Raw genomic sequence first — 25,963 nt, 5'->3', positions numbered from 1 at the left:
GGAGGGATGAAGTGATGGAACATAACCACTCTGGCATGTGTCCTCGATTTGAAGCTGCATTTTGCATTCTCGGCAAGCGTTGGAATGGCTTGCTGATTCAAGGTTTGCTTAGCGGTCCAAAACGGTTCAAGGACATCTCTGCACTGATCCCAACTATGAGTGATAAGATGTTGAGTGAGCGAATGAAAGACTTGGAGAGCGCTGGCATCGTGGAGCGCAACGTGTATCCGGAGACCCCGGTAAGGATTGAATATTCGCTTACGACCAAAGGCCAAGCTCTTGAGCCTGTCATGACAGCGATTCAAGAGTGGGCAAGCACTTGGGTTGATGACGATCAAGATTTGTCCATATCTTGCTGTAATGAAAAAGAAAACCATGACACGACTGCGAGCAAGTAACCTGCAAATTGAGGCGCTTTGGATAAGGTTAGTGTCAGGCGGCTGCTGATGAAGATCAGCAGCCGTTTTTAATTTGTGCTTAGTCCCAATACTTATCCGTCGTAAGCTGAGAAGCGAGCAGCTTGCTGCTGCGTCTGCGTTCCTTGCGAAACTCAGAGCGTCTGCTGCCGCCTTCGTGCAATAGCTGCTCCTCATCAGTCTCAGGGATAACGCGCGGAACGGCTGTTGGCGTGCCGTCAGCATCCCGTGCGACAAAAGTAATAAAGGAGGTTGCAGCGACGACACGTTCGCCAGATAATAAATTTTCCGCGATCACCTTCACAAATACTTCGATGCTCGTATGTCCTGTATATGTAACAAAAGATTCCAAGCAGACAGAATCCATTTGATGAATGGGGCGGAGAAAGTCGACGGAGTCTGTCGAGGCGGTAACAACGCCTGTCCGGCAATGGCGCATAGCTGAGATGGAAGCCACCTCGTCAATCAGGCTCATGAGCTTGCCTCCGAACAGTGTTTTATGGTTGTTCATATCATTAGGGAACACTCGTCCCGTTCTAAATACGCGGGATTCCTTGCATGTCTTGGTCTCTTTGGTCAAAGATGCAGGTTGTTCTTGAATCATGATGTTAAAATCCTCTCTTCCGTTCGTGTTCGAAACCTTATTATAGTGCATCCAATGGGTGCTGAACATAACAATTGTAACACAGTGCGGTATAGAACCCTTCTCATTCTCCCCGATGATCCATGTCAAGCTGATGTGCAAATTATGGTATGATAAAGGAGAAGACTCGCCGTTCATCTATTCGAGCAGTGATAAGATAAAGAGGGTGGAAGAAGAATGACAACAACTCAAGATTGGATTCATCAGTTTTATAAAGAGCGCGGCTGGTCGCAATACGGCCCATTTGAACGAGTAGGATTTTTGATGGAAGAGGTTGGAGAGACCGCAAGAGCTGTGCGAACGATTGAGATCGGCAGAGACAGACCGGATGAGTCTCTTCGTTCTTCTGAAGAGCAGAAGCAGGAGCTCGTCGAAGAGCTTGGCGATGTGATGGGTAATATCATGATCCTTGCCAACATGTATGATTTGACCTTGGATCAAATTCTTGAAGCGCATAAACATAAATTAATGAAGCGATATCATAAGGATGGTTAAGAGGAGTTAACGATCGTGTCACAAATGAGGCTCAACCCTTGTACTCCCTGCATTTAGTCATTGTCAGAGGGGAGATTCGCCCTATATAATGAAGCGAACAGCGTATAGAGGGTTTAACACTAACCTAGATTAGAATGGAGAATGACATGACCATCCAAATTATTACCGACGGCAACTCCGATTTGTCCACCGAGATCATTCATCAGCTTGGCATTTCCATTGTGCCGCTCCATATTCACTTTGGAAGCGAGACGTATGATTCTTCGATGAATACCGATCTGTTCTATCAAAAGATGAGAGATTCAGAAGAACTTCCCAAGACCTCAAGTCCGTCTCCTGGCGACTTTTATAATATTTACAAATCCTTGGATCCGTCTAAGGATATCCTTGTCTTGTGTGTAACATCTCAGCTTAGCAGCACTTATAACCATGCTCTAATGGCTAAAGATATGTACGAAGAAGAAGGCTACACGAATAAAATAGAGGTAATTGATTCAAGAACAGCCTCTGCTGGCCTTGGCTTCCTTGCGGTGAAGGCAGCCCTTCTCTCTAAGGCGGGTCATAGCTTCCACGAGCTTCAGGAGAAGCTTAAGGAGTGCGTGAAGCAGACGAGAACATATTTCTCCTTGGATACCCTAGAGAATGTGGTCAAAGGCGGGCGCATGAGCCGTCTGAAGGGAACAGTAGCTTCGATGCTCAATATCAAGATATTGATGCAGGCAAGTGATGAAGGTGCGATTGAAGTGGTTGAAAAGGTTCGCGGCACACAGCGTGTATTAAAGCGCATGATCGATAAGGTTGGCGACGCTTGGCAGTATGCAGACCGCAGCCTGATCGCGCTGGCTCACTCGAATTGCGAGGAGCGCGCGAAGCAGTTTATGAGCAATCTCATGGAGAAATATCCGTTTGAGAATGTCTTGTATCTCAATATGGGGCCAGTGATTGGCACCTATGCGGGTGAAGGCGGGATTCTGATCGCTTTTCAGGACGCAAGCAAGGATTATGAATAATCCATTCATTGAAGATTAGTGAACAGGTATGATGATATGATTAACATGCGTTAGTCGTAATTGTATCCTATCTGACAATAGAAGCCCCTTTCCATGCGAATGGGGCTTCTATTAGGTGATGCCGGCATTTCAAGATGTACATAGGGTTAAGTCTTCAAGCATCCGTGTATATTAAGATGGACTGAAGGGATGCGGAAGGGTTCAATCGTCAGGTAGATAGATGCTTGCTGATGGAGGAATGATTACATGTATAAGATCATGATCGTCGAGGATGATGACAAGATTGCATCCATTCTGCAATCATCCTTGGAGAAATATGAATATGAAGTATCGCGGGCCATGGACTTCAAAGACTTGAAGCAGGACCTGCTTCAGATCAAGCCGGATCTGATTCTGCTTGATATCCACCTTCCTGCTTATGATGGCTTCTATTGGTGCCGCCAATTCCGCCAGGAGACGAATGCGCCGATTATTTTTGTATCGGCTCGAACAGGCGAAATGGACCAGGTGATGGCGATCGAGAACGGGGGAGACGACTTTATTACGAAGCCGTTTCATCTTGATGTGCTGCTTGCCAAGGTCAAGAGCGTGCTTCGTCGTGCGTATGGTGAGTATGCAGTTCGAGCAAGTGAAGGCAGTGGGGAGGAGCTGAGCCTGCAGGGGCTTATCCTGCATCGGGCGAAGAATACCTTAGAATGGAAGGAGAAGCGCATCGATCTGACGAAGAATGAAGCGCTGCTGCTGGCCTGCTTGATGGATCGGGTTGATCAGATCGTATCGAGAGAGACCTTGCTTGAGACCTTATGGGATGATGTCGACTTTGTCGATGACAATACCTTGACCGTAAACGTAACGAGAGTTCGTAAGAAGCTTGAAGAGCTAGGCATTGAGAAGGCGATTGAAACCATTCGTGGACAGGGTTATCGCCTGCTGATGACTTGGGCTGAGGAGAGTTCATTGTCATGAGCTTTCACCAATATGTGAAAGACCGTATTATTCTTATTATTACGTGGCTCATCTCGCTTTCCTTAAGCTTTCTTGTTATCTATCTTGATCTCTCAACAGGACGGGAATTTGTCCGTGGTGCCAGCATCACGTACTGCTTTGTCCTTGGTGCCTGCGTGCTTACAGGAGGGCTTTTGTTTGATTTTTTGTATCAACGGGCATGGTTTCGCGAAATAAAAAGCGCAAGACAATCAGAGAACCGGGACGAGATTGAACTGAACTTGTATCTTCAGCATCCTGTTACCGGAGAGCAGAAGGTTATTCATGAGCTTCTGAACAGACAATACCATGCCTTTATGAATGAGCTGCTGATGATGCGCAAGCAACGTGAGCAGCATGTTCATTTTACAAACCAATGGGTGCATCATATGAAGACGCCGGTATCTGTTCTGCATCTGATTACGCAGCAGCCGCCTACCCCAATGTCGAAGACAGAGACGGAGGAGCTGCTGCAAAGCGTGCAGGAGGAGACGGAACGCTTGACGAGAGGGCTTGAACTCATGCTGTCTACCGCACGGTTGGACAAGTTTGAGATGGATTTGAATGTTAGTCAGCTATCCTTGAGCCATGTGGTCAGGCAGGTGCTCAATCAGCACAAGAAGCTGCTGATCCGCCAGCATATCTTTCCTAAGATCGTGGGGGATGATGTCATGGTCGAAAGCGACAGCAAGTGGCTGGCATTCATTCTAACGCAGCTTGTCACCAATGCGATTAAGTATTCTCGTGAGAAAGAGGGTTCCAAGACGCTGCTGTTTACGATTGAGAAGAAGGGGAATTCAGTGCTCCTTCATGTAAAGGACGAGGGAATTGGCATTGCAGAGCAGGATATTCCAAGAATCTTCGACCCCTTCTTCACAGGGGAGAACGGACGCAGAGAAGGCGATGCCACAGGGATGGGCCTTTATCTTGTAAGACAGGTATGCGGCCGGTTAGGGCATGCCATTCAAGTATCTTCTGTGCTGCATGAAGGTACGGAATTTACGGTAACGTTTACTGGCGATAGCCTACACAAGCATGTTATGGGGTGACACTGACTAGAAAGGGAGTGAGTCCGATCAGCACGGTTCTTCGAGCAGAACAAGTAACCAAAATATATGGCAACAAAAAAAGACGGACGTATACCGCACTCCAAGATATTCACCTAGAGGTTCAAGAGGGGGAATTTGTCGGCATTATGGGTCCGTCAGGAAGCGGGAAGACGACCTTGCTTAATATATTGGCAACGATTGACAAGCCGACGGCTGGACAAGTGTACATTAATGATGTCAATCCAGCGGTGCTGTCTGATCGGAAGCTGGCTCTGTTTAGAAGGCACGCCTTAGGCTATGTCTTCCAAGATTTCAACTTGCTTGACACGCTGACAATAAAGGAGAATATCCTGCTGCCGCTCGCGCTTGAACGCACCTCTGCCCGTGAGATCGAAGCCAAAGTGCAGGAGATGTCCGCTTGGCTAGGCATTGAATCGATTCTCGATAAACGGACCTATGAAGTATCAGGAGGCCAGATGCAGCGCACAGCGATCGCTAGAGCGATGATTCATCAACCGAGCCTGCTGCTGGCCGATGAGCTGACAGGGAATCTGGATTCCAAATCAGCCAAAGATGTCATGCAGGCGCTTGAAGACATGAATGAGGCTCAGAAGCGTACGATATTGATTGTAACCCATGATCCCTTCGCTGCGAGCTATTGCAAGCGAGTGATCTTTATAAAGGATGGACGATTATTTACGGAAATCCGAAAAGGAAGCCATCGTCAGGCTTTTTTTCAGAAAATATTGGATACGCTAAGCTTGTTAGGAGGCAGCTTCGATGACCTTTCGACGCCTCGCCATTAAAAATATTGTAGAGAGCTGGCAGCGATACAGCGCTTATTTTCTAAGCTGCATGTTCTCTGTGATGATCTCCTTCTTATATTCCTCCTACACGCATCATCCGGATGTGATTGGAGACCGCATTCCTAGCGGCTCTTCGTTAAGTGCGATGCTTTATGCTTGTGAAGTGATGATCATGACTTTTGCTGTTTTGTTTACGTTATATTCAAGCAAGTCCTTTGTTCATTCTAGACGCAAGGAGTTTGGATTGCTCACTCTCTTTGGCATGACGAAGTGGCAGATTCGTCGAATGATGATCTATGAGCAAATGGCGATTGCGATTCTCGCGATCGCTTCAGGCATTGTAACGGGTGCCTTGTTCTTGAAGCTGTTCTTAATGGTCATGTCGAAGCTGCTTGGGGCAGAGGTTCCAATGTCCTTTTATTTATCCAAAAATGCGATCTTGTCGACCGTATATGGCTACAGCCTGCTGTTCTTCATCGTGGCGCTGATCAGCATTCGTGTCATCGGCAAGGCCTCTATTATTGAGCTGTTGAAGCCGCGCAGGGAACAGAGGCACGCTCCTGCCTTCAAGTGGCTTTTTACCTTAATCGGCATTGGATGTATAGGGTGGGGTTACTTGCTCGCCTATAAAGCAAACCTGTGGTCTGTTTTCATTGTATTCGTTCCTACTGTGCTGTTGACTAGCATTGGAACATACTTCTTGTTCTCTCATGTCAGCTATGCGCTGCTAAGCAGCATCAAGCGCATCAAGCCTTTGTACTATAAGGGGAAGACGCTCCTGCATGTAACGCGCGCCATCCATCGTCTTAGAGAGAACGCAGGGGTTCTGTTTGTTATTACGATGCTCTGTTCGTTTGTATTATCGGGCACCTCGACCTTTTTTGCCTTCAATAAAGGGTACCAGCATTCCGCCATGCTTTCGAATCCTTTTGACCTTATGATGTGGACACAAGGGGAGGAGGAGCTTCCCATTCCGATTGATAAGGTGAAAAAGACCGCCCAGGATTACGGTCATGAGATAACATCGCTCTATGAAGCACAGGTAATCACCGCTGAAATCATGAAAGACCCGAACTTTAATCGTTCCGTGACCTTGATTAGTTTAGAGGAGTACAATCGTTTAGCTGCGGCGCTTCATTATCCAGCTCTCTCACCCATTCATAAGGGAGAGGCATACTGGGTGGATCAATCCATATATAGCGAAGAACAATTTATGTCACCTGATGAACAGAGAAGAATCAGATCCAAGACACAGCATGTCAGAGTGACAGAGGATGGCCCGGTCTATACCTTTGAGATTCAAGGGAGGGGACGTCAGCTTCTATTGTCCACTGAAGTAACAAGACCCTTGCTTTTGGTTGTTTCAAATGATGACATGAAGCAAGTGGAAGGTTCGTCTCCTACCGATTCGATTATGCAGCTGTACAATTTTGAGTGGAAGGATTCCAAGCGCAATCTCCCACTTATTGAGAAGCTCGAAGAATTAGCGGGGGATCGCTCCTATAATCTAAGAAGCCGCGTCAGGGAACTGTCGGATGTTGAATATGTGACCTCGCTTGCGATTGTACTTAGCATGATGATGGGTACCTTGTTCTACATTGCATGCGGCAGTATCCTGACCTTCAAGATCATGACTGATCTGCAGCGAGATGTGAAGTATTACACCTCACTGCTTCATATAGGGCTATCCATGAAGGAAGTCAGGAAAGTGATCACGGTTCAAGTAGGAATCATATTCTTCCTGCCTTGTCTCATTGCGAGCATCCATACGATCTTTGCGATGAAGACGCTGAGCAATTTGTTGTATACCAATATAATAGGGTATTCTTCGGTAGTAATATTTGGATATATGATGGTGCAATTTCTTTACTTGATTGCGGTAAGACAGGGCTATTTGCATAAGATTAAAAAGCAATTTCGTGATTCCTAGAAATAAAGGCAGACTGGGATGTATTAACATCAGTCAGAGAATGCGCTTACATTTCTCGCGTAAAAGTTACGGGTTTGATACTTTTTCAATACATGCATTAGGCATAATAGAAGAAATCGATGAAACCCTACTATCATTCGCTTATGAATGAGATGAAAGTGAGAGTGCGAGAGATGAGACAAGGACATTTTCGCACGGGCATCATTCCCTTGCTGTTGTTATTGGTGCTGATACCACTTGGCTGTACAACGTCCAAGCAGGAGACGCAACGTGAATCGATGAAGGCTGCCGCGATTGAAGAAGTTAAAGATACTGTCGTCTTAGATGTGGATGGCGGAACGTATATACCTGATTTGACCCATCATTATGAGCTGAACTGGGAATCTGGAATGCGAGTCTCAGATGTATTGAAGGCTTCAGGCGTCATTAAGCTTAGTGAAGACCAGAAGTCCATTGCTTCGGTATCGGATGCTTCCCTAGATCCCAATATGGCTTGGGGAGTTACGCTCAATGACAAGGAGCTTCTCATCCCTCAACAGCTTAACAAGCAAGTATATGCAAAGGATCGCCTTGTCGTATACGTCAAGAAGCTGGAAGTGAAGACAAGCAGTGCGGCTGCTTCAGATATAACCATTACACTGCAGGAAGCGCAGAATCATGCGAAGGTGCATACATCAACGTTTGTTATCCCCTGGGAGACTTCTTCCAAGCTGACGGATATCTTGAATCAATTTGGACCAGTAGAACTGTCTCCAGATCATACTGCTATCCAGAGCATTGAGGATGACCCTATAACAGAAGCATCAGATGTTCGTGTAAGCCTGAACGGCGAAAGGGTAGATGTGTCCAAGCTCGATGCCATACGTATCGAACCCGCCTCGCATCTGACCATCGAATGGAACAGCAAATAAACAAAGAATAAGCCCTGATCAGGTTATCCCCTGGTCAGGGCTTTGTTCGTCTTGTTGTGGTTTTAAATGCGGCAAACTGATTTCGGGCACATCTCACAATGGCACACATCTCTAAGATGATCAATTTCTTTAACGACGATCATGCCGTTGTCGTATTCGAGCACTCCTTTTTTACGAAGGTCACTCAGCATGCGGTTAACACTCTCGCGTGTCGCGCCTATCATATTGGACAAGTCCGTATGGGTAATTTTTTTATTAATGAGAATCGAACCGTCCTCTTGTTCTTCGCCAAACGTATTCGACAATCGAATCAAAGTGGAGCAGAGCGCGCCAGGCTTGCCGTACATCATCAAATCACGGAATTTCGTTTGTGTGAGGCGATGGTGAATGCCCATCCACTTCATAAAGTCGATGGAGAAGTCGCAATGCTGGCAGATAAGCACTTCAAGATCACGCTGTTCAATGACGCCGACCTCTCCCTCCTCAATCACCTCAGCGGTGTAGCTGTGCTTGGTGCTGTGGAAAGGGTCCATCTGCCCGATGAGATCCCCAGCTTGATACATATATAGGATAAGTTCCTTGCCTTCATCCGTCGACTTGGTCACTTTCACACGGCCGCTTCTTAAGAAGAACAGCTTATCCGCCGTATCTCCTTCCCAGAATAGGTGAGACCCTTCTGGATAAGTGCGGTCCTTAGCGATATCTAAAAGGCGCTCTCGATTCTGATCTGAGAAACTTGAGATATTGCATCGTGTATCGTATCTCTCTTCAATCATCTGATTCACTCCGTTCTCCTCCAAGTTGTAAGTGCTTCAAGATACGTAACTTGGGCTTGTAAATGGATAAAAGGTAAAAATATCCTTGTGACATCTTTCACTATAATCGCTGATAACTCTATATTAGCGTTTCTGTGCAGGATGTCAATTTCATTAAGAATTTAAATTGTTACAAATCTAGAAAGTGCGATGATTTTCATCACTTTGACTTAATTTATGCGGAAACAGCGCATTTCATCAATAATTTACAATGTAAGGGTTTACAAATAATGTATTGAAAAATATACTGAAAGTAATCAATAAAAAATGGGTAATTTTCAGACTTCGTGAAAAAAATCACTTTACAATACCTAAAATCCATTGTATTATTGAGTTGTGAAATGATTCACAAACAAAAAACGAATTCAAACAACCGTTTTGAAATAAATAAAAGACGGACAGAAAAACCATACTCAAGCAAACGGATTGTTTGAAGTAAGTCCTGTAAAAATGGAGGCGGAGAACATGGCAAAAGCTGAAGTTAAACCTACTGTGGAGAAAAAAGAAACAACGGTCGAAGCGCACATTCAAATGCTGATTGATCGAGCAAAGAAAGCTCAAGAAGCGTTTATGGACATGAACCAAGAACAAATTGACAAGATCGTGCATGAGATGGCGTTAGCTGGTCTTGACAAGCATATGCATCTTGCCAAGCTTGCAGTAGAAGAAACTGGCCGCGGCGTTTACGAAGACAAGATTACGAAGAACATCTTTGCTACCGAGTATATTTGGAACAACATTAAGTATAACAAGACAGTTGGTGTGATCGAAGAGAACGACTTTGAGAACTGCATGAAGATTGCTGAGCCTGTCGGGATCGTAATGGGGGTTACACCAGTAACGAACCCAACATCGACAACGATGTTCAAGGCTTTGATCTCCATTAAGACACGCAACCCGATCATCTTTGCTTTCCATCCATCTGCACAAAAGTGTAGTGCGGAAGCAGCTCGCATCCTAAATGATGCAGCGGTGAAGTACGGCGCTCCTGAGCACTGCGTACAATGGATCGAGATGCCATCCATGGAAGCAACAAATGGACTAATGAATCATCCTGATGTGGCTTTGATTCTTGCAACTGGCGGATCTGGCATGGTTCGCTCAGCATACAGCGCAGGCAAGCCGGCACTTGGCGTAGGTCCTGGTAACGTGCCTTGCTTCATTGAAAAGACCGCAGACATCAAGCAAGCTGTAACAGATTTGATTCTGTCGAAGACATTCGATAATGGCATGATCTGTGCTTCTGAGCAAGCGGTCATTATTGAAGAGCCTATCTTCGATGAAGTGAAGAAGCTGATGCAATACTACGGCTGCTACTTCACAAACAAAGAAGAAACAGCGAAATTGACAGCAATGGCAATCAAAGCGGACACCTGCGCCGTGAATCCAGCAATCGTAGGTCAGCCGGCTGCTAAGATCGCCGAAATGGCAGGGTTGAAAGTACCTGCGGATACGAAGATTTTGATTGCGGAGATCGACGGAGTAGGAGCTAAATTCCCATTGTCTGCCGAAAAATTAAGCCCAATCCTTGCCTGCTACAAAGTGAAGTCTGCAGATGAAGGCATCAAGCGTGCTGAGGAAATCGTTCGCTTCGGCGGTATGGGTCACTCTTCTGTTATTCATACAAATGACGATGCCGTTATCGCGAAGTTCAGTGAACAGCTGCCAACTTGCCGCATCATGGTGAACTCTCCATCGACACACGGTGCGATTGGCGACATTTATAACTCGAACATCCCATCTTTGACACTCGGCTGCGGCTCTTATGGACGTAACTCGACTTCGAGCAACGTAACGGCAGTGAATCTTATTAACATAAAACGGGTGGCGAAGCGTACAGTGAATATGCAATGGTTTAAAGTCCCTAACAAGATCTATTTCGAGAAGAATTCGACCCAGTACTTGGCTAAAATGCCGGACATCAGCCGTGTTATGATCGTAACAGACCCAATGATGGTGAAGCTTGGTTATGTGGAACGCGTGGAGTACTATCTCCGTCAGCGCCAAACGCCTGTGGCGATCGAAGTATTCTCGGATGTTGAGCCAGATCCATCTACTACTACCGTTGCTCGCGGGGTTGAGATGATGAGAAGCTTCGAGCCAGACTGCATCATCGCACTTGGCGGCGGTTCCCCAATGGATGCTGCGAAAGGCATGTGGATGTTCTATGAGCACCCTGAGGTGGACTTTAACAATCTGAAGCAAAAGTTTATGGATATTCGCAAACGTACGTACAAATATCCTCGCCTGGAAAAAACGAAGTTTGTTGCGATTCCAACAACTTCAGGTACAGGTTCTGAGGTAACATCGTTCGCCGTTATTACGGATAAAGAAAAAGGCAATACAAAGTATCCGCTCGCGGACTACGAATTAACGCCAGACGTAGCGATTGTAGACCCAGCGTTCGTATACAGCTTGCCGCGTACTGCAGTAGCAGATACGGGGATGGACGTATTGACGCATGCAATCGAGGCATATGTATCTGTTATGGCAAATGATTATACAGATGGCCTTGCGATCAAAGCGATCCAATTGGTATTCCAATATCTTGAGAAGTCTGCAAACGAAGCTTGCCCGCATGCTCGTGAGAGAATGCATAATGCTTCTACGATCGCAGGTATGGCATTTGCGAATGCTTTCTTGGGAATCAACCACAGCTTGGCGCACAAATGGGGCGCTCAATATCATACAGCGCATGGCCGCACCAATGCGATTCTCATGCCGCACGTTATTCGCTACAATGCGAAGAAGCCTACGAAGTTCGCAAGCTTCCCGAAATACGACCACTTCCAAGCTGACGTGCGCTATGCAGAGATCGCTCGCATCCTAGGCCTTCCTGCAAGCACGACTGAAGAAGGCGTGAAGAGCTTGATCAACGCAATTCGTGAGCTGAACCAAAAGCTCGGCATTCCAGAAACGTTCCAAGCACTTGGCTTCGATGAGAAAGACTTTGAATCCCGTGTGGATTACTTGGCAGACCGTGCATTCGAAGATCAATGTACAACTGCGAATCCGAAGATGCCGCTTGTACCAGAGTTGGCAGATGTTTACCGCGATGCCTTCTACGGCCGCTTTGAGTAAGCTAATAATAATTTGAATAGATGCTCAGGGAGCAGGACAGATTTGTCCGCTCCCATTCCCTTAAGCAATGATCAACCACCTTTCTTTTTGACAGCAGCCTACCTTAGTTGCTGTCTTTTTTTCTACAGCAATGAAACATGAGCGAAAGGTGATGTGATCCGATTGCTGGAGCAGTTTATTCAAAAATGATACAGCAGCACTGTTGCAAAAAAAGACACAATAAGCTTGATTGGACTTATCTGGCTATGGGTAATCATGATCAAGTCATGATATCAGACTGGAAACCAAACAATAGGAAATCATTTCCTGTGATTTTTTTCACGGAATAGTGTGATTTTGTGATATAAATCACATGATCCGGAAGTGAAAAAGAGTACAATAAGGATGTAGCAAGAAAGCCACACAAACGAAACAGATTGTGATAAGCTTGCTGCAACAGTACTTGGCTCATCGCGTGCGGACATTGCTTGCACAGAATCCTACCTAAAGGAAGCACAGCTAAGTACGTCTATAGAATAAGCAAGACTATATAAAGAAAACCTACTTAACATGGAGGGATTTCGATGTCGGTTATGGAAAAGAATCAAACAGAAACTCAAAATGCATGGCGTGGATTCCAAGCAGGCAAATGGCAAAAGCATGTTGATGTACGCGACTTTATTCATGCAAACATTGCTTCTTACACAGGCGATGAAGCTTTCTTGGCAGGTCCTACCCAAGATACGAAAGATCTATGGGATATCGTAAGCCAATTGTCCAAAGAAGAGCGTGAACGTGGCGGCGTATGGGATGTAGACGTAAATACTCCTTCCACCATCGTTTCTCATCAACCTGGTTACCTTGATAAAGACAAAGAAAAAGTTGTAGGTGTACAAACGGATGCTCCTTTCCGTCGCTCCCTTCAACCATTTGGCGGAATTAAAATGATGATCGATGCTTGTAAAGCATACGGCTTCGAAGTTCCAGCTGAAATCGTAGATATGTTTACAAACATCCGCAAAACACATAACCAAGGTGTATTTGATGCTTATACAACTGAAATGCGTCTTGCACGTCGCTCCGGTGTCATCACTGGCTTGCCAGATGCTTACGGCCGCGGTCGTATCATCGGTGACTATCGTCGTGCTGCATTGTACGGTATTGACTACTTGATCGAAGAGAAAAAACGCGATCTTCTCGATATGGAACTTGATCACTTGGATCAAGACTTGATTCGCGATCGTGAAGAAACCTCCGAGCAAATCCGTGCTTTGCAGGAGCTTAAGCAAATGGCGCAAATGCATGGCTTCGATATGGCTAAGCCAGCTAACAACGCTCGTGAAGCTTTCCAATGGGTATACTTCGCATACTTGGCAGCTATTAAAGAGCAAAATGGTGCGGCAATGTCCCTTGGACGCGTATCTTCCTTCCTCGACATCTATGTTGAGCGTGATTTGAAAGAAGGAGCATTGACAGAACAAGAAGCTCAAGAATTGGTTGACCACTTCATTATGAAGCTTCGTATCGTTAAATTCTTGCGCACACCTGACTATAATGAACTGTTCTCTGGCGACCCTACTTGGGTAACAGAATCCATCGGCGGTATGGCTGTGGACGGAAAAGCGCTTGTTACGAAAAACAGCTTCCGTTTCTTGCACTCCCTGTACAACTTGGGACCAGCGCCAGAACCTAACTTGACTGTTCTCTGGTCTGAGCAACTGCCAGAAGCCTTCAAAAAATTCTGTGCTCGCGTATCGATCGAAACAAGCTCCATCCAGTATGAAAACGATGATCTGATGCGTCCAATCTATGGCGATGACTACGGTATAGCATGCTGCGTATCCGCAATGCGCATCGGTAAGCAAATGCAGTTCTTCGGCGCTCGCGCAAACTTGGCAAAATGCTTGCTTTACGCGATCAACGGTGGTAAAGATGAGAAATCTGGCGTTCAAGTAGGTCCAGAATATCCAGCTATCACAAGTGATGTACTGGATTATGATGAAGTGATCAAACGCTTCAAGCAAATGATGGAATGGCTTGCTAAGCTCTACATGAATACATTGAATGTCATTCACTTTATGCATGATAAATACAGCTACGAGCGTATCGAAATGGCGCTTCATGACCGTGAGATTCTTCGCACAATGGCTTGTGGTATCGCAGGTCTGTCTGTTGCGGCTGACTCCTTGAGCGCAATCAAATACGCAAAAGTTAAACCAATCCGCAATGAACAAGGCATCGCTGTTGACTTTGAAGTAGAAGGCGAATTCCCTTGCTACGGTAACAACGATGATCGTGTTGACAACATCGCTGTTGAATTGGTTGAAACATTCATGAACATGATTCGCAAGCACAAAGCTTATCGCAATGCTTTGCCTACACAATCCGTATTGACCATTACCTCCAACGTGGTATATGGTAAGAAGACAGGTACTACGCCTGACGGACGTAAAGCTGGCGAACCATTCGCACCAGGTGCGAACCCAATGCACGGCCGCGATAAGAAAGGTGCGCTTGCATCCTTGAACTCTGTTGCTAAATTGCCTTATGAGCACAGCTTGGATGGTATCTCCAATACCTTCTCCATCGTGCCAAAAGCACTGGGTAAAGATGGCGACATTCGCAAGAGCAATCTCGTGTCGATGATGGATGGATACTTCCATAATGGGGCTCACCACTTGAACGTTAACGTGTTTGACCGTGAGCAGCTGCTTGACGCAATGGAGCATCCAGAAAATTATCCGCAGCTTACGATCCGTGTATCGGGTTATGCGGTTAACTTCATCAAATTGACTCGTGAACAACAGCTTGATGTCATTCATCGTACATTCCACAGCTCCATGTAATAACAGCATGAAGAGCGTGTGAGAAACGCATGCTAATAGGGCGTATCTGCAGCTGAACCTATACGGTACTTTACGTGTTCGTTCAGCCCGGGTACGTCCTTTCTCTTTATTTCGAACAAGGTCATAAAATGAAAGGAATGGCATTGGCATGATTGGACGCATACATTCATTAGAAACTTTCGGTACGGTTGATGGACCGGGCATTCGTTTCATTTTATTCATGCAGGGCTGTGCATTAAAGTGTCAGTATTGTCATAACCGCGATACTTGGGATCTTAAAGGCGGCAAAGAGATGACGCTTGAGGAAGTGCTAAGCGAGATCGAGCCGTATCTGAACTACTATCGTTCTTCTGGCGGGGGTCTTACGGTGTCCGGCGGCGAGCCGACCCTGCAGGGCGAGTTTGTTAAAGAGCTGTTCACAGCGGTGAAGGAGCGCTGGAACCTTCATACGACGCTTGATACTAATGGAATTAATGATCCGAACAAGCTAGCAGGGCTGTATGATGTGACAGACCTCTTCTTGCTTGATATTAAGCATATCAACAATGAGAAGCATATGGATCTCGTTGGAGTTCCGAATCTTCGGGTGCTGGAGACGGCGCGCTGGCTGTCTGATCATGGCAAGAAGATGTGGATTCGCCATGTATTTGTTCCTACAAAGAACGATGACGAGCAGGATCTGCTGGATCTGGGCCGCTTTATCGGCCGCTTAAACGGGGTAGAAAAGATCGATATTCTCCCTTACCATCAGATGGGGATCTACAAGTGGGAAGCGCTTGGAGAAAAGTATCCCTTGGAAGGCGTTCCTTCTCCGACGGATGAAGAGGTTGAACGGGCGAAGCGCTTGATTGAGCAGGGTAGACAAGAAGCACAGCAGCAAGGGGCATAGTGCACTTATATTCAATAATCCAATTACTACCGTTTAACAGAGTGGCACCTTCATTGAGGGTGCCTTTTTGATTTTTACCCAGTGCAATTAAATGTTTATAGATAATATGCGGCTTTCAATGTACGTTGCAATCGCAATCGTGGATGTACATATTTAGGGTAGCGCACATTGCATCTGCAGAGAGAAGGCACTATCATTAGGACAGCAGTTCGCTTTCTAAGAGCTGTCCAAGCATGAAGCTTGTTTACATCCAAGATTAGAGGTGGAACTATTTGTCGAACGAATACGCTCCTAACGTTAACTAGAGCACAGTTGAATCAAGCTGGAATCGTCATGGCGGAGCAGTTTGTGGATGATCCATTATACGAGTTCATACTGCCAGACGTCAGCAGCCGCCGGCAGGCGCTGATCCATTTTTTTCAATCGTATTTAACACTTCTGTATCCGTATTCCGATGTCTTTGCCAGCTCGGAGCGCATGGAAGCCGTCGCGCTTGTATTTTACTCCGATCGCTTTAAAGACACGCTCTCCTCACGGCTCTTGTATCAATGGCGAGTGGCGAAGGCCATTGGCAGGGGGCTGCCTATATGCCGCCCATCGGATTACAGGGCTACTGGCGCGGGCTTCGGATCTTGAACCAGGCAAGCTCTGCGTGGCTTGAGATGCTTGGCGAGCGAAGCTATATGCATCTCGATATGCTGGTCATACAGAAGCCTTATCGGGGACAGGGGCTAATGACAGCTCTTATGAGCTCTTTAGTGGATCAATGCAGAGGGATGAATTCCGTTCTGACCCTTGAAACGCAAAACAAGGCCAATCTTCCCAAGTATGAGCGCTATGGTTTTCAAGTGATTCACCAGCACCCCATTCCGAACAGCTCACTGATTCAATATGGCATGTGCTTAGATCCTGAGGTGCTTGGAGAGTAATTAGAATGTATGGATCTCGTCACGAGATGATTGGATAGGAGGCTGTCTCTTTTCGAGGCAGCCTTTTTATATGTTCCTTTTAAGCATTTCATACAGAATCAAAACCTCAGATACGAGCAATATGAGGCGTAAATCTTGTTCAACCTGTATTAGGGTTGTGGCAGGGGGGATTTATTTCTTATGAATGTAGATAATATTATCCCCTTTCTGTTGAAATGACGACCTTATCAGGAACGGCGCCAACTCTTATAATGAAGGTGTAGCAAACAAGAAATGAAGTCCTAAACCATAGGGAGGTCGTAAAGATGAAAAAGAGTTTGGTTATGATGCTTACACTCTTGTTCGTGGCAACATCATTGCTTGCAGCGTGCGGCAACTCTTCCTCTGGCAACTCAGGTGATACTGCAGCAGGAAACAACTCCAAGCCAGCAGAAGAGAAGAAGGTCGAGCCATTTGAGTTGACGCTTCGTCACACTCAATTGGGAGAAGCAAAGAAAAATCGTTTTGCTATTCTTGAAGATGCTGTAAAAGCAACGGAAGCTGAGGTTGATGGACTAACGATCAAGCTTGACGGCGTTGACTCTGAGGTTAACCGTAAAGAGAAGCTTCGCGGTGAGATGGCACAGGGCAATCCGCCTGACATCTTCGATGCCTTCGGTTCTCCAGACGTAGGCGTATATGCGAAGGAAGGCTTGGTTCTTGATATAACCTCTATTCTTGAAGAGCTTGGCATAAAAGAAAGATTTGGTACGTCGCTTGATCCATGGACAGTGGATGGCAAAGTATACGGTACACCAATCGGGGGTTCCATTGAAGGCTATTTCTATAATAAAGAATATTTTGAACAAAAAGGCTTGAAGGTGCCAACAACGATCGCGGAGCTGGAGCAATTAGCTGAGAAGATCAAGGCAGACGGCAAGATTCCGTTTGCACAAGCGTCCAAAGATGCATGGGTGCCTTTGATGACGACCAATAACCTGTGGGCTTATACAGCAGGCTCTGACTTTACTTACGGCTTCAAAAAGGGCGAAACCAAATGGAATGATCCAAAAATGGTGGAAGCCTTGGCGAAGCACCAAGAATGGATCCAAAAGGGCTACTACAAAAAAGGCGAGCTTGGTTTAGCTTACGGCGACCAACGCAACCAAATTATCAACGGCGAAGCGATCATGATGTTTGACGGATCTTGGGCAAACTCCGTCTTCTTGGATCCTGCGCAATCGGGCGACATGGTTGGCAAGATTGGATTCTTCCTCATGCCTCCATTTAATGCAGGTGACGGTTACAGCATTATGCAGGACTCCAACAATGGTTATTCGTTCTCTGCAAAAGTAGCAGATGATCCTCAAAAGCTGGCTGCTGTGAAGTCTTTCATTAAGAACCTTTACAGTGAAGAAATGCAAATTCGTGGCTTGAAAGAGGATGGCTTGCTGCCAGCGATGCAGATTCCTACAGAGAAGATGAATGAAGCAGTAACTAATGATCTGATGAAAGAAATTATCGGTACATTGGCTGATGTGAAATACAAATGGCCTGCATTTGACGCTCTTGTTCAAGCCGATGTAAATACAGAGCTTAGCAAAGAGATTCAAAAAATGATTGGTGGAGAAGCAACTCCACAGGAAGTTCTTGACAAGGTTCAAGCAGTTCAAGAGAAGGCCAATGCAAGCGAATAAGTAATATGAAGGAGGACACTGCCTAACCATCCTTGGAGGGTGGTGTCCTCTTCCCTTATAAGCAATAGACACAAGTTCGTAGGCTGATGGCTTAACGAATGAGGAACGGACGGAGGCGAGACCATGGACAAGACACTAAGAAAACCACTCACCTATATACTTTTCGTCTTACCAGCGCTCATACTGTTCATCGCATTTTTTATCTACCCGATTATGGATGCGATCTACTACAGTTTTACAAGCTGGAACGGCATATCGAAAAATGTGAAATTTATCGGGATTGAAAACTATACCACAGTGATGAGCGATGGTGAGTTCTGGAGCTCTGTCAAGAATAACGGCTACTTTATTTTGTTCTCCTTATTCATTCAGGTTCCAATCATTATTATCTTTTCCTTGCTCATCTCCAATGTCAAGCGTTTGAGAGGGCTCTATAAGACAGCGGTGTTTATGCCGTCGGTTATGTCAACAGCCGTTATTGGGATCTTGTGGGGCTTCATTTATGAGCCGGATATCGGCTTGTTCAATCAGATTCTTTCTGTGTTTGGCGTAGAGAAGATCTATTGGTTATCGGACAAGAGCTGGGCGATGATCTCGATTCTTATCACAAACGCTTGGCAATGGACTGGCTTCTATATAGTCATGGTGCTGGCTGCGATTCTCTCGATTCCGAAGGAGCTCGATGAGGCAGCGATGATTGATGGAGCGACTGGCGTACAGCGCGCAATCCGCATCACGGTACCGCTTATTATGCCAATCATATCCGTCGTAATTATGCTGTCCATCGCAGGAGCGATGAAGGCAGCGGATATTGTTCTCGTTATGACAAAAGGCGGTCCGGCTGGCGCTACAGATGTTATGGCAACGTTCATGCTGCGCAACTCGATCACAAGCTTTAAGTATGGCTTTGGCAATAGTATCGCCGTCCTGATCTTCGTGTTCACATTAGTCATCACGGCTCTATATCAGTTCTTGGTTGCACGTCGGGTAGAAAGGATTGAATACTGATGATCAAATCGTTGAAAAAAAGCGTCAATCACATCTTTTTGCTAGGCTATTTGGCCATCATCTTATTCCCTTTCTTATTCGTCCTGTTCTCCTCCGTTAAATCGAATAATGCGGAGATCTCATCAAACCCGTTCGGCATTCCTACCACCTTTGTCTGGGATAACTACATTAAGGCTTGGGTCAATGCAAAGATCAGCACTTATTTCTTCAACAGCTTATATATTTCGATACTGGCTTCGATTACGACAATTGCGATTGCAGCACTGGCCTCCTATGCGATTACACGCATGCGTTATAGAAAAATGAGCACGTTTTTATTCCAATTCATTCTGCTTGGCATGCTGATTCCAGGCAATGCGTTGATTCTGCCGATCTATGGCTTGGTTCGCAAGATGAACATTCTGGATACCCATTGGGCGCTCTATATCCCGTATACAGCGGTCGCGATACCGTTCTCGGTCATTATCCTTGCTGCCTTTATGCGTTCAATTCCAAGTGAATTGGAGGAGGCGGCAGTCATGGACGGGCTTGGCCCATTCGGAATCTTTACTCGAATGATTCTACCGCTAACGATTCCGGCGATGGTTACCGTATTCATCGTGAACTTCCTTGGCAACTGGAACGAGTTCTTGCTGGCAAACTACTTTATCTCAACAGACGAACTGCGTACGCTGCCAGTAGGGATGGTCGGCTTCCGCGATGCGTATAACACAAACTACGCGCAGATGTCGGCAGGTATTGTGTACAGCGTTGTGCCTGTCATGGTCATTTACGCGGTGCTGCAAGAGCAGATCATCGACGGGTTGACTGCTGGATCGGTGAAGGGCTAAGATTCTCACCAAATACTAGTGAAGTTTAAACGCATTCATGTTAAAATGTGGGTACTGTCTATCGCAGACTAACATCATTTTATCAATTAAAGGGGTAATGAAAAGATGAACTTACGTTATAAACTGTTTAGCGGGTTTGTTCTTCTGATCATTATCCCTCTGTTTTTCTTTGCCACCACTACCTTTTTAATTACGTTCCACCTGTTGGAGAAAAAGTATAGTGAGCAAGCAGAGTTTTCCATGAGGGCGATTGGTCAGAGCTTATCGTATATTTTTGATGAGATTAATATCGTAACCGACAGCGGGATCGCAAATGATGTATTCAAGCAAGCGCTCAGTGCTCCGGATCCGACGAGCCAGGAGCTGATCAGCTCTAATAATCCTGCTGCTGAATCCGGACAGTCTCCAACCGAAGACAAGGTGGACGAGTCACAATCAGGGGACGGACTTGAGGGCATTGATTATATTCGACAGAATGAACGACAGCAGAACTTCAGGAAGCTTTTATTCAATCATCCGACCATCAGCTATGCCTTTTTGTACAATTTGCGAGGGTTTTCCGACTCTGAGATCGTGAGAATCTTCACAAAAGAAGGCTTTAAAGAGATGCCTTTAAATGAGTTTAAGGGTCATCCTGTCTATAAGGAAGTGATGGAGCTCAAGGGACAGCCGCTCTGGATTGGTCCAAATGAATACCCGGAAATTACAGGAACGGAGCCAGTCTTCACCCAGATTCGGGCGGTAAAGAACCTGACAACGCTTAAGAGTATTGGCATATCCGTTGTTCAGATGAAGGCATGGGAAGTCGATTCGTTTTTCAACACGTTTTACACGGCGAATGAAAATGAGAATACCCGATTTTTTATTGTCAATGATCAGGGATTCATTATATATGACAACAAAAAGTCCCATTCCGGGCAAACGCTTCAGGATATGCTCACCAAGCCGCTGAAGCTGACCAAAGGTTATTACAGCTATAAGGATAAGTTTAATGCGGATCAAAGCATTATCTCCTCCTATGAGATGCCTAAGTACAATTGGCATCTCGTCTCCATACGCGATTGGAATTCGTTGTCCAATGAGATGGTCGATTATATTCGCTGGGTATCAATCATTATCGCCATCTGTATTATTGGCGCATTCATGTTCAATATGCTGTTTATGAATCGAATCACCAATCATATCGGACGCATCGTTCGCTTTATGAGAAAAGTAGAAGACGGTGATCTGCATGCTCGTGTTGTGGAAGAAGGAACGGATGAGCTTGCGACCCTATCAAAAGGCTACAACCGGCTTATGGACCGAGTCAATGGCCTCATAGATCAGGTGAAGCAAGAGCAGAATCAGAAGACCGCAGCAGAGATGAGGGTGCTTCAAGCGCAGATCAAACCTCACTTCCTGTTTAATACATTGGAATCCATTAACGTGCTTGCGATTCAAAACCAGGGCCGCAAGGTTAGTCAAATGGTATACCGCTTAGGCAATATTCTTCGCATCAGCATTCAGGACAAAGAGGAGATTACGATTCGCCAAGAGCTTGAATACTTAAGGAGCTACTTGGAGATTCAGAAATTCCGCTTCGATGAGGTGTTCAACTTCGAGATTGATGTGCCGGATGATTTGATGCAGTACATGATTCAGAAGCTGACGCTTCAGCCGCTTGTCGAGAATTGCATCCAGCATGCTTTTGACGGGACCACCGAGATGGGGTGGATTCGGATCTCCGCCCATAGCGATGCAGAGCGCATCTACCTCATTGTGGAGGATAATGGAGTGGGAATGTCTAATGAGCAGCTGCAGCGATTCGTCTATATGGATACAGATGATACGAACAATCTTGTTCCACAGCTGCAGGAAACGATGAATGTAGAGCGAAGAGGCTTAGGGGTTCGAAGTGTGGCGGATCGCATTCGTATCCAATATGGTCCGCGTTATGGCTTGTATGTGTGCTCCCAAGCAGGACAAGGCACGATCATTCAATGCACAATACCGAGATATGAGCAGGGTGAAAACGTATGAATATAAAAGCATTGCTAGTTGACGATGAGATTCATATTCTTAATAATCTGAAGATTGTCATACCATGGCAGGAGTTTGGCATTGAGATCATTGGCACCGCGCGCAATGGTGCAGAAGCGATGGATCTCGTGAAGGAACATGCCCCCGACCTGATACTATGCGACATTCGCATGCCGATTATGGACGGAATGGAATTCTTGAAGGAGCTCCGCAAGATGGGGCAGGAGAGCGAAGTACTCATGCTTACTGGCTACCAGGAATTTGAATATGCGCGAGTAGCGCTGCAGCACGGGGTGCGTGATTATATTCTGAAGCCAATCAATTATGAAGAGCTTGAGCTCACGATAGTGAAGCTGGCCGATGAGATCCGCTCCTCCAAGATGGAGAAGAAAATGGCTGAACGCCGATGGGGCAAGGTTGTTAGTCTTGCCTATGAGAAGATGATGTTTGATGTGATTATGGGCTTCACCTCAAGCAACCCAAGCTATGCGATCGTCGATGAGGATGTTCAGCTGGATCAGCTTGTCTATACCGTCATCATGGTTGATCTGGACGGCTATGCGCAGAATACCGTCTCCTGGTCAGACAGCGAACGGCGGCTGTGGAACTTCGCCGTGCGCAATGTGCTGCAGGATGCGCTGTCTGATGATGAACTGAAGTATGCTGTGCTGCAAACTCGTGAAGGGGAGTGGTGCGTGCTGCTTCAATTCATGAAGGATCGCTATAAAGCCAACGAGAAGGATACGGAGAACTGGTCGATAACGATTCAGCAGGCGGTTAAGCAGCATGTCAAAATGTCGGTAAGCGTAGCATGGGATTCAGGTCCGATTCCGATGCCTGCGCTGCCTCATGCTTACAAGCGTCTGCAGCGCGTATTGATGCTGCACCCCGATGATGAGCAGCTTGTCTCTGTCGATGAGAGCTCAACAGCCCGTCAGGCTGCTTCAGTTTCTCAATGGCATCTAGTCGAAGAAATTTTGTCCGGCATGAAATCCAACGATAAGCAGCGGGTGGAGCAGGGGCTTATTGATCTGCAGAACAGCCTCATGCTGATGTCAGAGCAGTCGATTCTTCGTGCGGAGAAATTCCTTCATTATATTATTATTCATTTGCTTCGTGAGATGAGAGAGCTTGAGCTGTTGAACAAGCATGAAGAAGAGAGCATGTGGAAGAAGCTGCAGCACAGCGTCAGCATGAAGGATCTGCTCAATGTGCTGAATCAGCTCTTGGATCAGTCGAAGGAGCACGCAATGAACAAGAAATCGAGCGAGCTCTTGATGATCTCTGCGAAGGACTATATTCATCGCAATCTTGGCTCTGATATTGGCGTCGATGAGATCGCGGACTATCTAGGCATCAGCTGCAGCTATTTCAGCTTGCTGTTCAAGAACCGATTCGGGGAGACGTTCGTGGAATATTTGACGAAGCAGCGGATGGACCTGGCCAAGTCGATGCTTGTTATGACAGATAAGAGCATTACGCAGATTGGCGGTCTGGTTGGTTATTCGGAACGTAGATATTTCACTAAAGTATTCCAGAGATACACGGGGATGACGCCGTCAGATTTCCGAGAAAATGAAAAACAAGCAGAACCAAATTGACTCTTAGCACCCTAGGCATTATGATGTAAATGAAAGGGCTTTAATTATCATATGATCCATACTGCTGAGAAAAAAGGATGAGGGTGGGATAAGATGAAAAGAGAGCAAATGACGCTAGAGCAAAAAATCGGTCAGATGGTGATGTGCGGATTCCCGACACCAGAGATCGATGAGAATGCCAAAGCATTGATTGAAAAGTATCATGTTGGCGGCATTATTTATTTTCGTCGCAACGTATTGAACAAGGAGCAAGTGGGACAGCTGTCCCTTGATCTTCAAGAGTTGAACAGCAAGCATTCCGATGTGCCGTTGTTCATCAGCATCGACCAAGAGGGCGGCATGGTGGCCCGCATTGACTGGGATGACATTACGCTCATTCCGAGCAATATGGCCGTTGGCGCTGCTAGAGACAAAGAGCTTGCCTATAAGTCCGGCCGCATTTGTGGAGAAGAACTGCTGCGCATGGGCATCAATATGAACTTTGCCCCGAGCGTGGATGTGAACAACAATCCGTTGAACCCTGTTATTGGCGTACGCTCTTATGGAGAGAACGCAGAGCTTGTATCACAGATGGGGAGAGCACAGATTCGCGGCTTGCAAGATGCTAATGTTGCGGCAACTGCGAAGCATTTCCCTGGTCATGGCGATACAGCGGTTGACTCTCACCATGGCCTTGCCTCTGTTCCTCACGATGAGGAGCGCCTGTTCAATGTGGAGCTCGCCCCATTCATCACAGCTATTGAAGAAGGCGTAGACTGCATTATGACAGCGCATGTGATGTTCCCTGCGTTTGAGCCTGATGATGTTCCGGCTACGCTGTCGCGCAAGGTGCTGACCGATCTTTTGCGCACGCGTCTTGGCTTTGAAGGCGTTATCGTCACAGACTGTCTGGAGATGAAAGCGATCTCTGGCGTATACGGCATCCCTGAAGGCACGATTCGCGCTGTTGAAGCGGGTGCAGATCTTATCCTTATCAGTCATCGCTTCGAAGAACAGTCCAAAGCGATTGAAGCGTTGGTAGAAGCTGTTCGCGAAGGCCGAATTGCGGAAGAGATGATTGATGCTTCTGTGGATCGCATCCTCGCATTGAAGGCGAAGCGTCAGATGGAGCAGTTGATTGCGATTGACGAACACTACGCTGAAGGCTTTGGCGCACCATCCTCTAAGGACGTTGTGGAAAAGATCAATGAGAAGAGCATTACCCTCGTGAAGGACGAAGGGCAGCTTCCTGTGGCCAAAGAAGCGCGTACTTTGGTGATCTGGCCAGAGGTAAGACAGCGTACTGAGGTGGATGAGCCAATCGTTCAAGCGTATACCTTGGCTTCAGCGCTGTCCAAGTACATGCCGAATGTTGATGAATACCGCATCGGAACATATCCTGAGGCAGAAGAGGTGCAAGCCGCGGTAGCTCATGCTGAGCAATATGAGCAGGTGGTCGTCGTTACGTATAATGCGGTTGCTACGCTGCATGAAGGGCAAGTGAACATAGTAAAGCAGCTCGCTGCTAATCCGAACTTGAAGGTCATTGTGGCTGCATCGCGCAATCCTTACGACTTGAACCAGTTCCCTGAAGCGAAGACTTATGTATGTGCTTATGAGAATCGCCCAATGATGATGGACGCATTGGCGAAGGTGCTGCTTGGGGTTATTCCTGCCGAAGGACAGCTGCCTGTCAGCATCAATGAACAATATCCATTTGGCTATCATACTTCGCTGCAGAAGCAATAACCGGACTTCATTAATCGATTCGTTACATGTAGAATGCGTAATATAGAGATGACTGCTGGCATAGCGGTCATTTCTTTTTTTGTCATGGAAGCTTCACTGCAACAAAGCCGTCAATTCAAGCAAATGCCATGACATTCTAAGGATCAGGTCGGATATCAATTAGAGAGATTACGTTTACGAATAATAGACTAAATGTTAATATATAGTTTGCTTGTGTAAACGGAAAGCGATGCTTAAGGCGGCTGAAACATACATAGGACATACATGGTATTAAGCGGGGAAGAGCCAATCAGCTGTAGAAATGTCATTAGCTTACAG

21 protein-coding genes are annotated in these 25,963 nt (G+C 46.2%); 19 read left to right on the top strand and 2 right to left on the bottom strand.

Annotated elements, in window-relative coordinates; translation table 11 throughout:
• The first annotated feature begins 14 nt into the window (after positions 1 to 14).
• Positions 15 to 398 (top strand): winged helix-turn-helix transcriptional regulator, encoded by a 384-nt coding sequence (locus B9Y93_RS08300; RefSeq protein ID WP_085493810.1) that lies wholly within the window; start codon positions 15 to 17, stop codon positions 396 to 398.
• A 79-nt stretch (positions 399 to 477) separates the two neighbouring features.
• On the opposite strand, the gene B9Y93_RS08295 is transcribed toward B9Y93_RS08300, so the two are convergent.
• Positions 478 to 1,020: an acyl-CoA thioesterase gene (locus tag B9Y93_RS08295; protein WP_085494031.1), complete on the bottom strand. Its 543-nt coding sequence runs from the start codon at positions 1,018 to 1,020 to the stop codon at positions 478 to 480.
• A 216-nt stretch (positions 1,021 to 1,236) separates the two neighbouring features.
• Between B9Y93_RS08295 and B9Y93_RS08290 the strand changes: the two genes are divergently transcribed.
• From B9Y93_RS08290 to B9Y93_RS08260, 7 genes are all read left to right on the top strand, one after another.
• On the top strand, positions 1,237 to 1,554 hold the full coding sequence (locus B9Y93_RS08290) for a MazG nucleotide pyrophosphohydrolase domain-containing protein (RefSeq protein ID WP_085493809.1): 318 nt from the start codon (positions 1,237 to 1,239) through the stop codon (positions 1,552 to 1,554).
• A 146-nt stretch (positions 1,555 to 1,700) separates the two neighbouring features.
• The gene (locus B9Y93_RS08285; protein WP_085493808.1) at positions 1,701 to 2,564 is read left to right on the top strand and encodes a DegV family protein; all 864 of its coding nucleotides are present in this window, start codon (positions 1,701 to 1,703) and stop codon (positions 2,562 to 2,564) included.
• A gap of 246 nt (positions 2,565 to 2,810) precedes the next feature.
• Complete coding sequence (locus tag B9Y93_RS08280; protein WP_085493807.1) at positions 2,811 to 3,530, top strand: response regulator transcription factor; 720 nt, start codon at positions 2,811 to 2,813, stop codon at positions 3,528 to 3,530.
• Entirely contained in the window at positions 3,527 to 4,597 is a 1,071-nt protein-coding gene (locus B9Y93_RS08275) for a sensor histidine kinase (RefSeq protein ID WP_085493806.1), read from the top strand. The genes B9Y93_RS08280 and B9Y93_RS08275 overlap by 4 nt, the downstream gene beginning before the upstream one ends.
• On the top strand, positions 4,594 to 5,403 hold the full coding sequence (locus B9Y93_RS08270; RefSeq protein WP_280522882.1) for an ABC transporter ATP-binding protein: 810 nt from the start codon (positions 4,594 to 4,596) through the stop codon (positions 5,401 to 5,403). The genes B9Y93_RS08275 and B9Y93_RS08270 overlap by 4 nt, the downstream gene beginning before the upstream one ends.
• Positions 5,378 to 7,333 carry an FtsX-like permease family protein gene (locus B9Y93_RS08265; protein WP_085493805.1) on the top strand — a complete coding sequence of 652 codons (1,956 nt, stop codon included), beginning with the start codon at positions 5,378 to 5,380 and terminating at the stop codon, positions 7,331 to 7,333. Before B9Y93_RS08270 ends, B9Y93_RS08265 begins: the two co-directional genes overlap by 26 nt.
• A gap of 119 nt (positions 7,334 to 7,452) precedes the next feature.
• Positions 7,453 to 8,244: a hypothetical protein gene (locus tag B9Y93_RS08260; RefSeq protein WP_085493804.1), complete on the top strand. Its 792-nt coding sequence runs from the start codon at positions 7,453 to 7,455 to the stop codon at positions 8,242 to 8,244.
• A gap of 62 nt (positions 8,245 to 8,306) precedes the next feature.
• Here B9Y93_RS08260 and B9Y93_RS08255 read toward each other — a convergent pair whose 3' ends face one another.
• Positions 8,307 to 9,020, bottom strand: coding sequence for a Crp/Fnr family transcriptional regulator (locus B9Y93_RS08255; RefSeq protein ID WP_085494029.1), 714 nt, complete (start codon positions 9,018 to 9,020; stop codon positions 8,307 to 8,309).
• 504 nt (positions 9,021 to 9,524) lie between these two features.
• Between B9Y93_RS08255 and adhE the strand changes: the two genes are divergently transcribed.
• The 11 genes from adhE (at position 9,525) to nagZ (ending at position 25,645) form a co-directional block, all read left to right on the top strand.
• Entirely contained in the window at positions 9,525 to 12,140 is a 2,616-nt protein-coding gene (gene adhE, locus B9Y93_RS08250; protein WP_085493803.1) for a bifunctional acetaldehyde-CoA/alcohol dehydrogenase, read from the top strand.
• 563 nt (positions 12,141 to 12,703) lie between these two features.
• Entirely contained in the window at positions 12,704 to 14,965 is a 2,262-nt protein-coding gene (gene pflB, locus B9Y93_RS08245; RefSeq protein ID WP_085493802.1) for a formate C-acetyltransferase, read from the top strand.
• A gap of 148 nt (positions 14,966 to 15,113) precedes the next feature.
• A complete protein-coding gene (gene pflA / locus B9Y93_RS08240) occupies positions 15,114 to 15,854 on the top strand; it encodes a pyruvate formate-lyase-activating protein (protein ID WP_085493801.1) in 741 nt (246 codons plus the stop codon).
• A 333-nt stretch (positions 15,855 to 16,187) separates the two neighbouring features.
• On the top strand, positions 16,188 to 16,490 hold the full coding sequence (locus B9Y93_RS24835) for a hypothetical protein (RefSeq protein WP_244903318.1): 303 nt from the start codon (positions 16,188 to 16,190) through the stop codon (positions 16,488 to 16,490).
• Positions 16,442 to 16,783, top strand: coding sequence for a GNAT family N-acetyltransferase (locus B9Y93_RS24830; RefSeq protein WP_244903317.1), 342 nt, complete (start codon positions 16,442 to 16,444; stop codon positions 16,781 to 16,783). Before B9Y93_RS24835 ends, B9Y93_RS24830 begins: the two co-directional genes overlap by 49 nt.
• Positions 16,784 to 17,088: 305 nt before the next feature.
• Positions 17,089 to 18,459 carry an ABC transporter substrate-binding protein gene (locus tag B9Y93_RS08230; protein ID WP_085493800.1) on the top strand — a complete coding sequence of 457 codons (1,371 nt, stop codon included), beginning with the start codon at positions 17,089 to 17,091 and terminating at the stop codon, positions 18,457 to 18,459.
• A gap of 123 nt (positions 18,460 to 18,582) precedes the next feature.
• Positions 18,583 to 19,467 carry a carbohydrate ABC transporter permease gene (locus tag B9Y93_RS08225; RefSeq protein ID WP_085493799.1) on the top strand — a complete coding sequence of 295 codons (885 nt, stop codon included), beginning with the start codon at positions 18,583 to 18,585 and terminating at the stop codon, positions 19,465 to 19,467.
• Entirely contained in the window at positions 19,467 to 20,297 is an 831-nt protein-coding gene (locus B9Y93_RS08220; protein ID WP_170936525.1) for a carbohydrate ABC transporter permease, read from the top strand. The genes B9Y93_RS08225 and B9Y93_RS08220 overlap by 1 nt, the downstream gene beginning before the upstream one ends.
• 105 nt (positions 20,298 to 20,402) lie before the next feature.
• A complete protein-coding gene (locus B9Y93_RS08215; RefSeq protein ID WP_085493798.1) occupies positions 20,403 to 22,316 on the top strand; it encodes a sensor histidine kinase in 1,914 nt (637 codons plus the stop codon).
• A complete protein-coding gene (locus B9Y93_RS08210) occupies positions 22,313 to 23,917 on the top strand; it encodes a response regulator (RefSeq protein WP_085493797.1) in 1,605 nt (534 codons plus the stop codon). The genes B9Y93_RS08215 and B9Y93_RS08210 overlap by 4 nt, the downstream gene beginning before the upstream one ends.
• Positions 23,918 to 24,010: 93 nt before the next feature.
• Positions 24,011 to 25,645 (top strand): beta-N-acetylhexosaminidase, encoded by a 1,635-nt coding sequence (nagZ, locus tag B9Y93_RS08205; RefSeq protein WP_085493796.1) that lies wholly within the window; start codon positions 24,011 to 24,013, stop codon positions 25,643 to 25,645.
• The last annotated feature ends 318 nt before the right edge of the window (positions 25,646 to 25,963 follow it).

Source organism: Paenibacillus aquistagni (assembly GCF_900177815.1).
Taxonomy (GTDB): Bacteria; Bacillota; Bacilli; order Paenibacillales; family Paenibacillaceae; genus Paenibacillus_B; species Paenibacillus_B aquistagni.
This window is presented reverse-complemented; position numbering and strand designations above follow the sequence as displayed.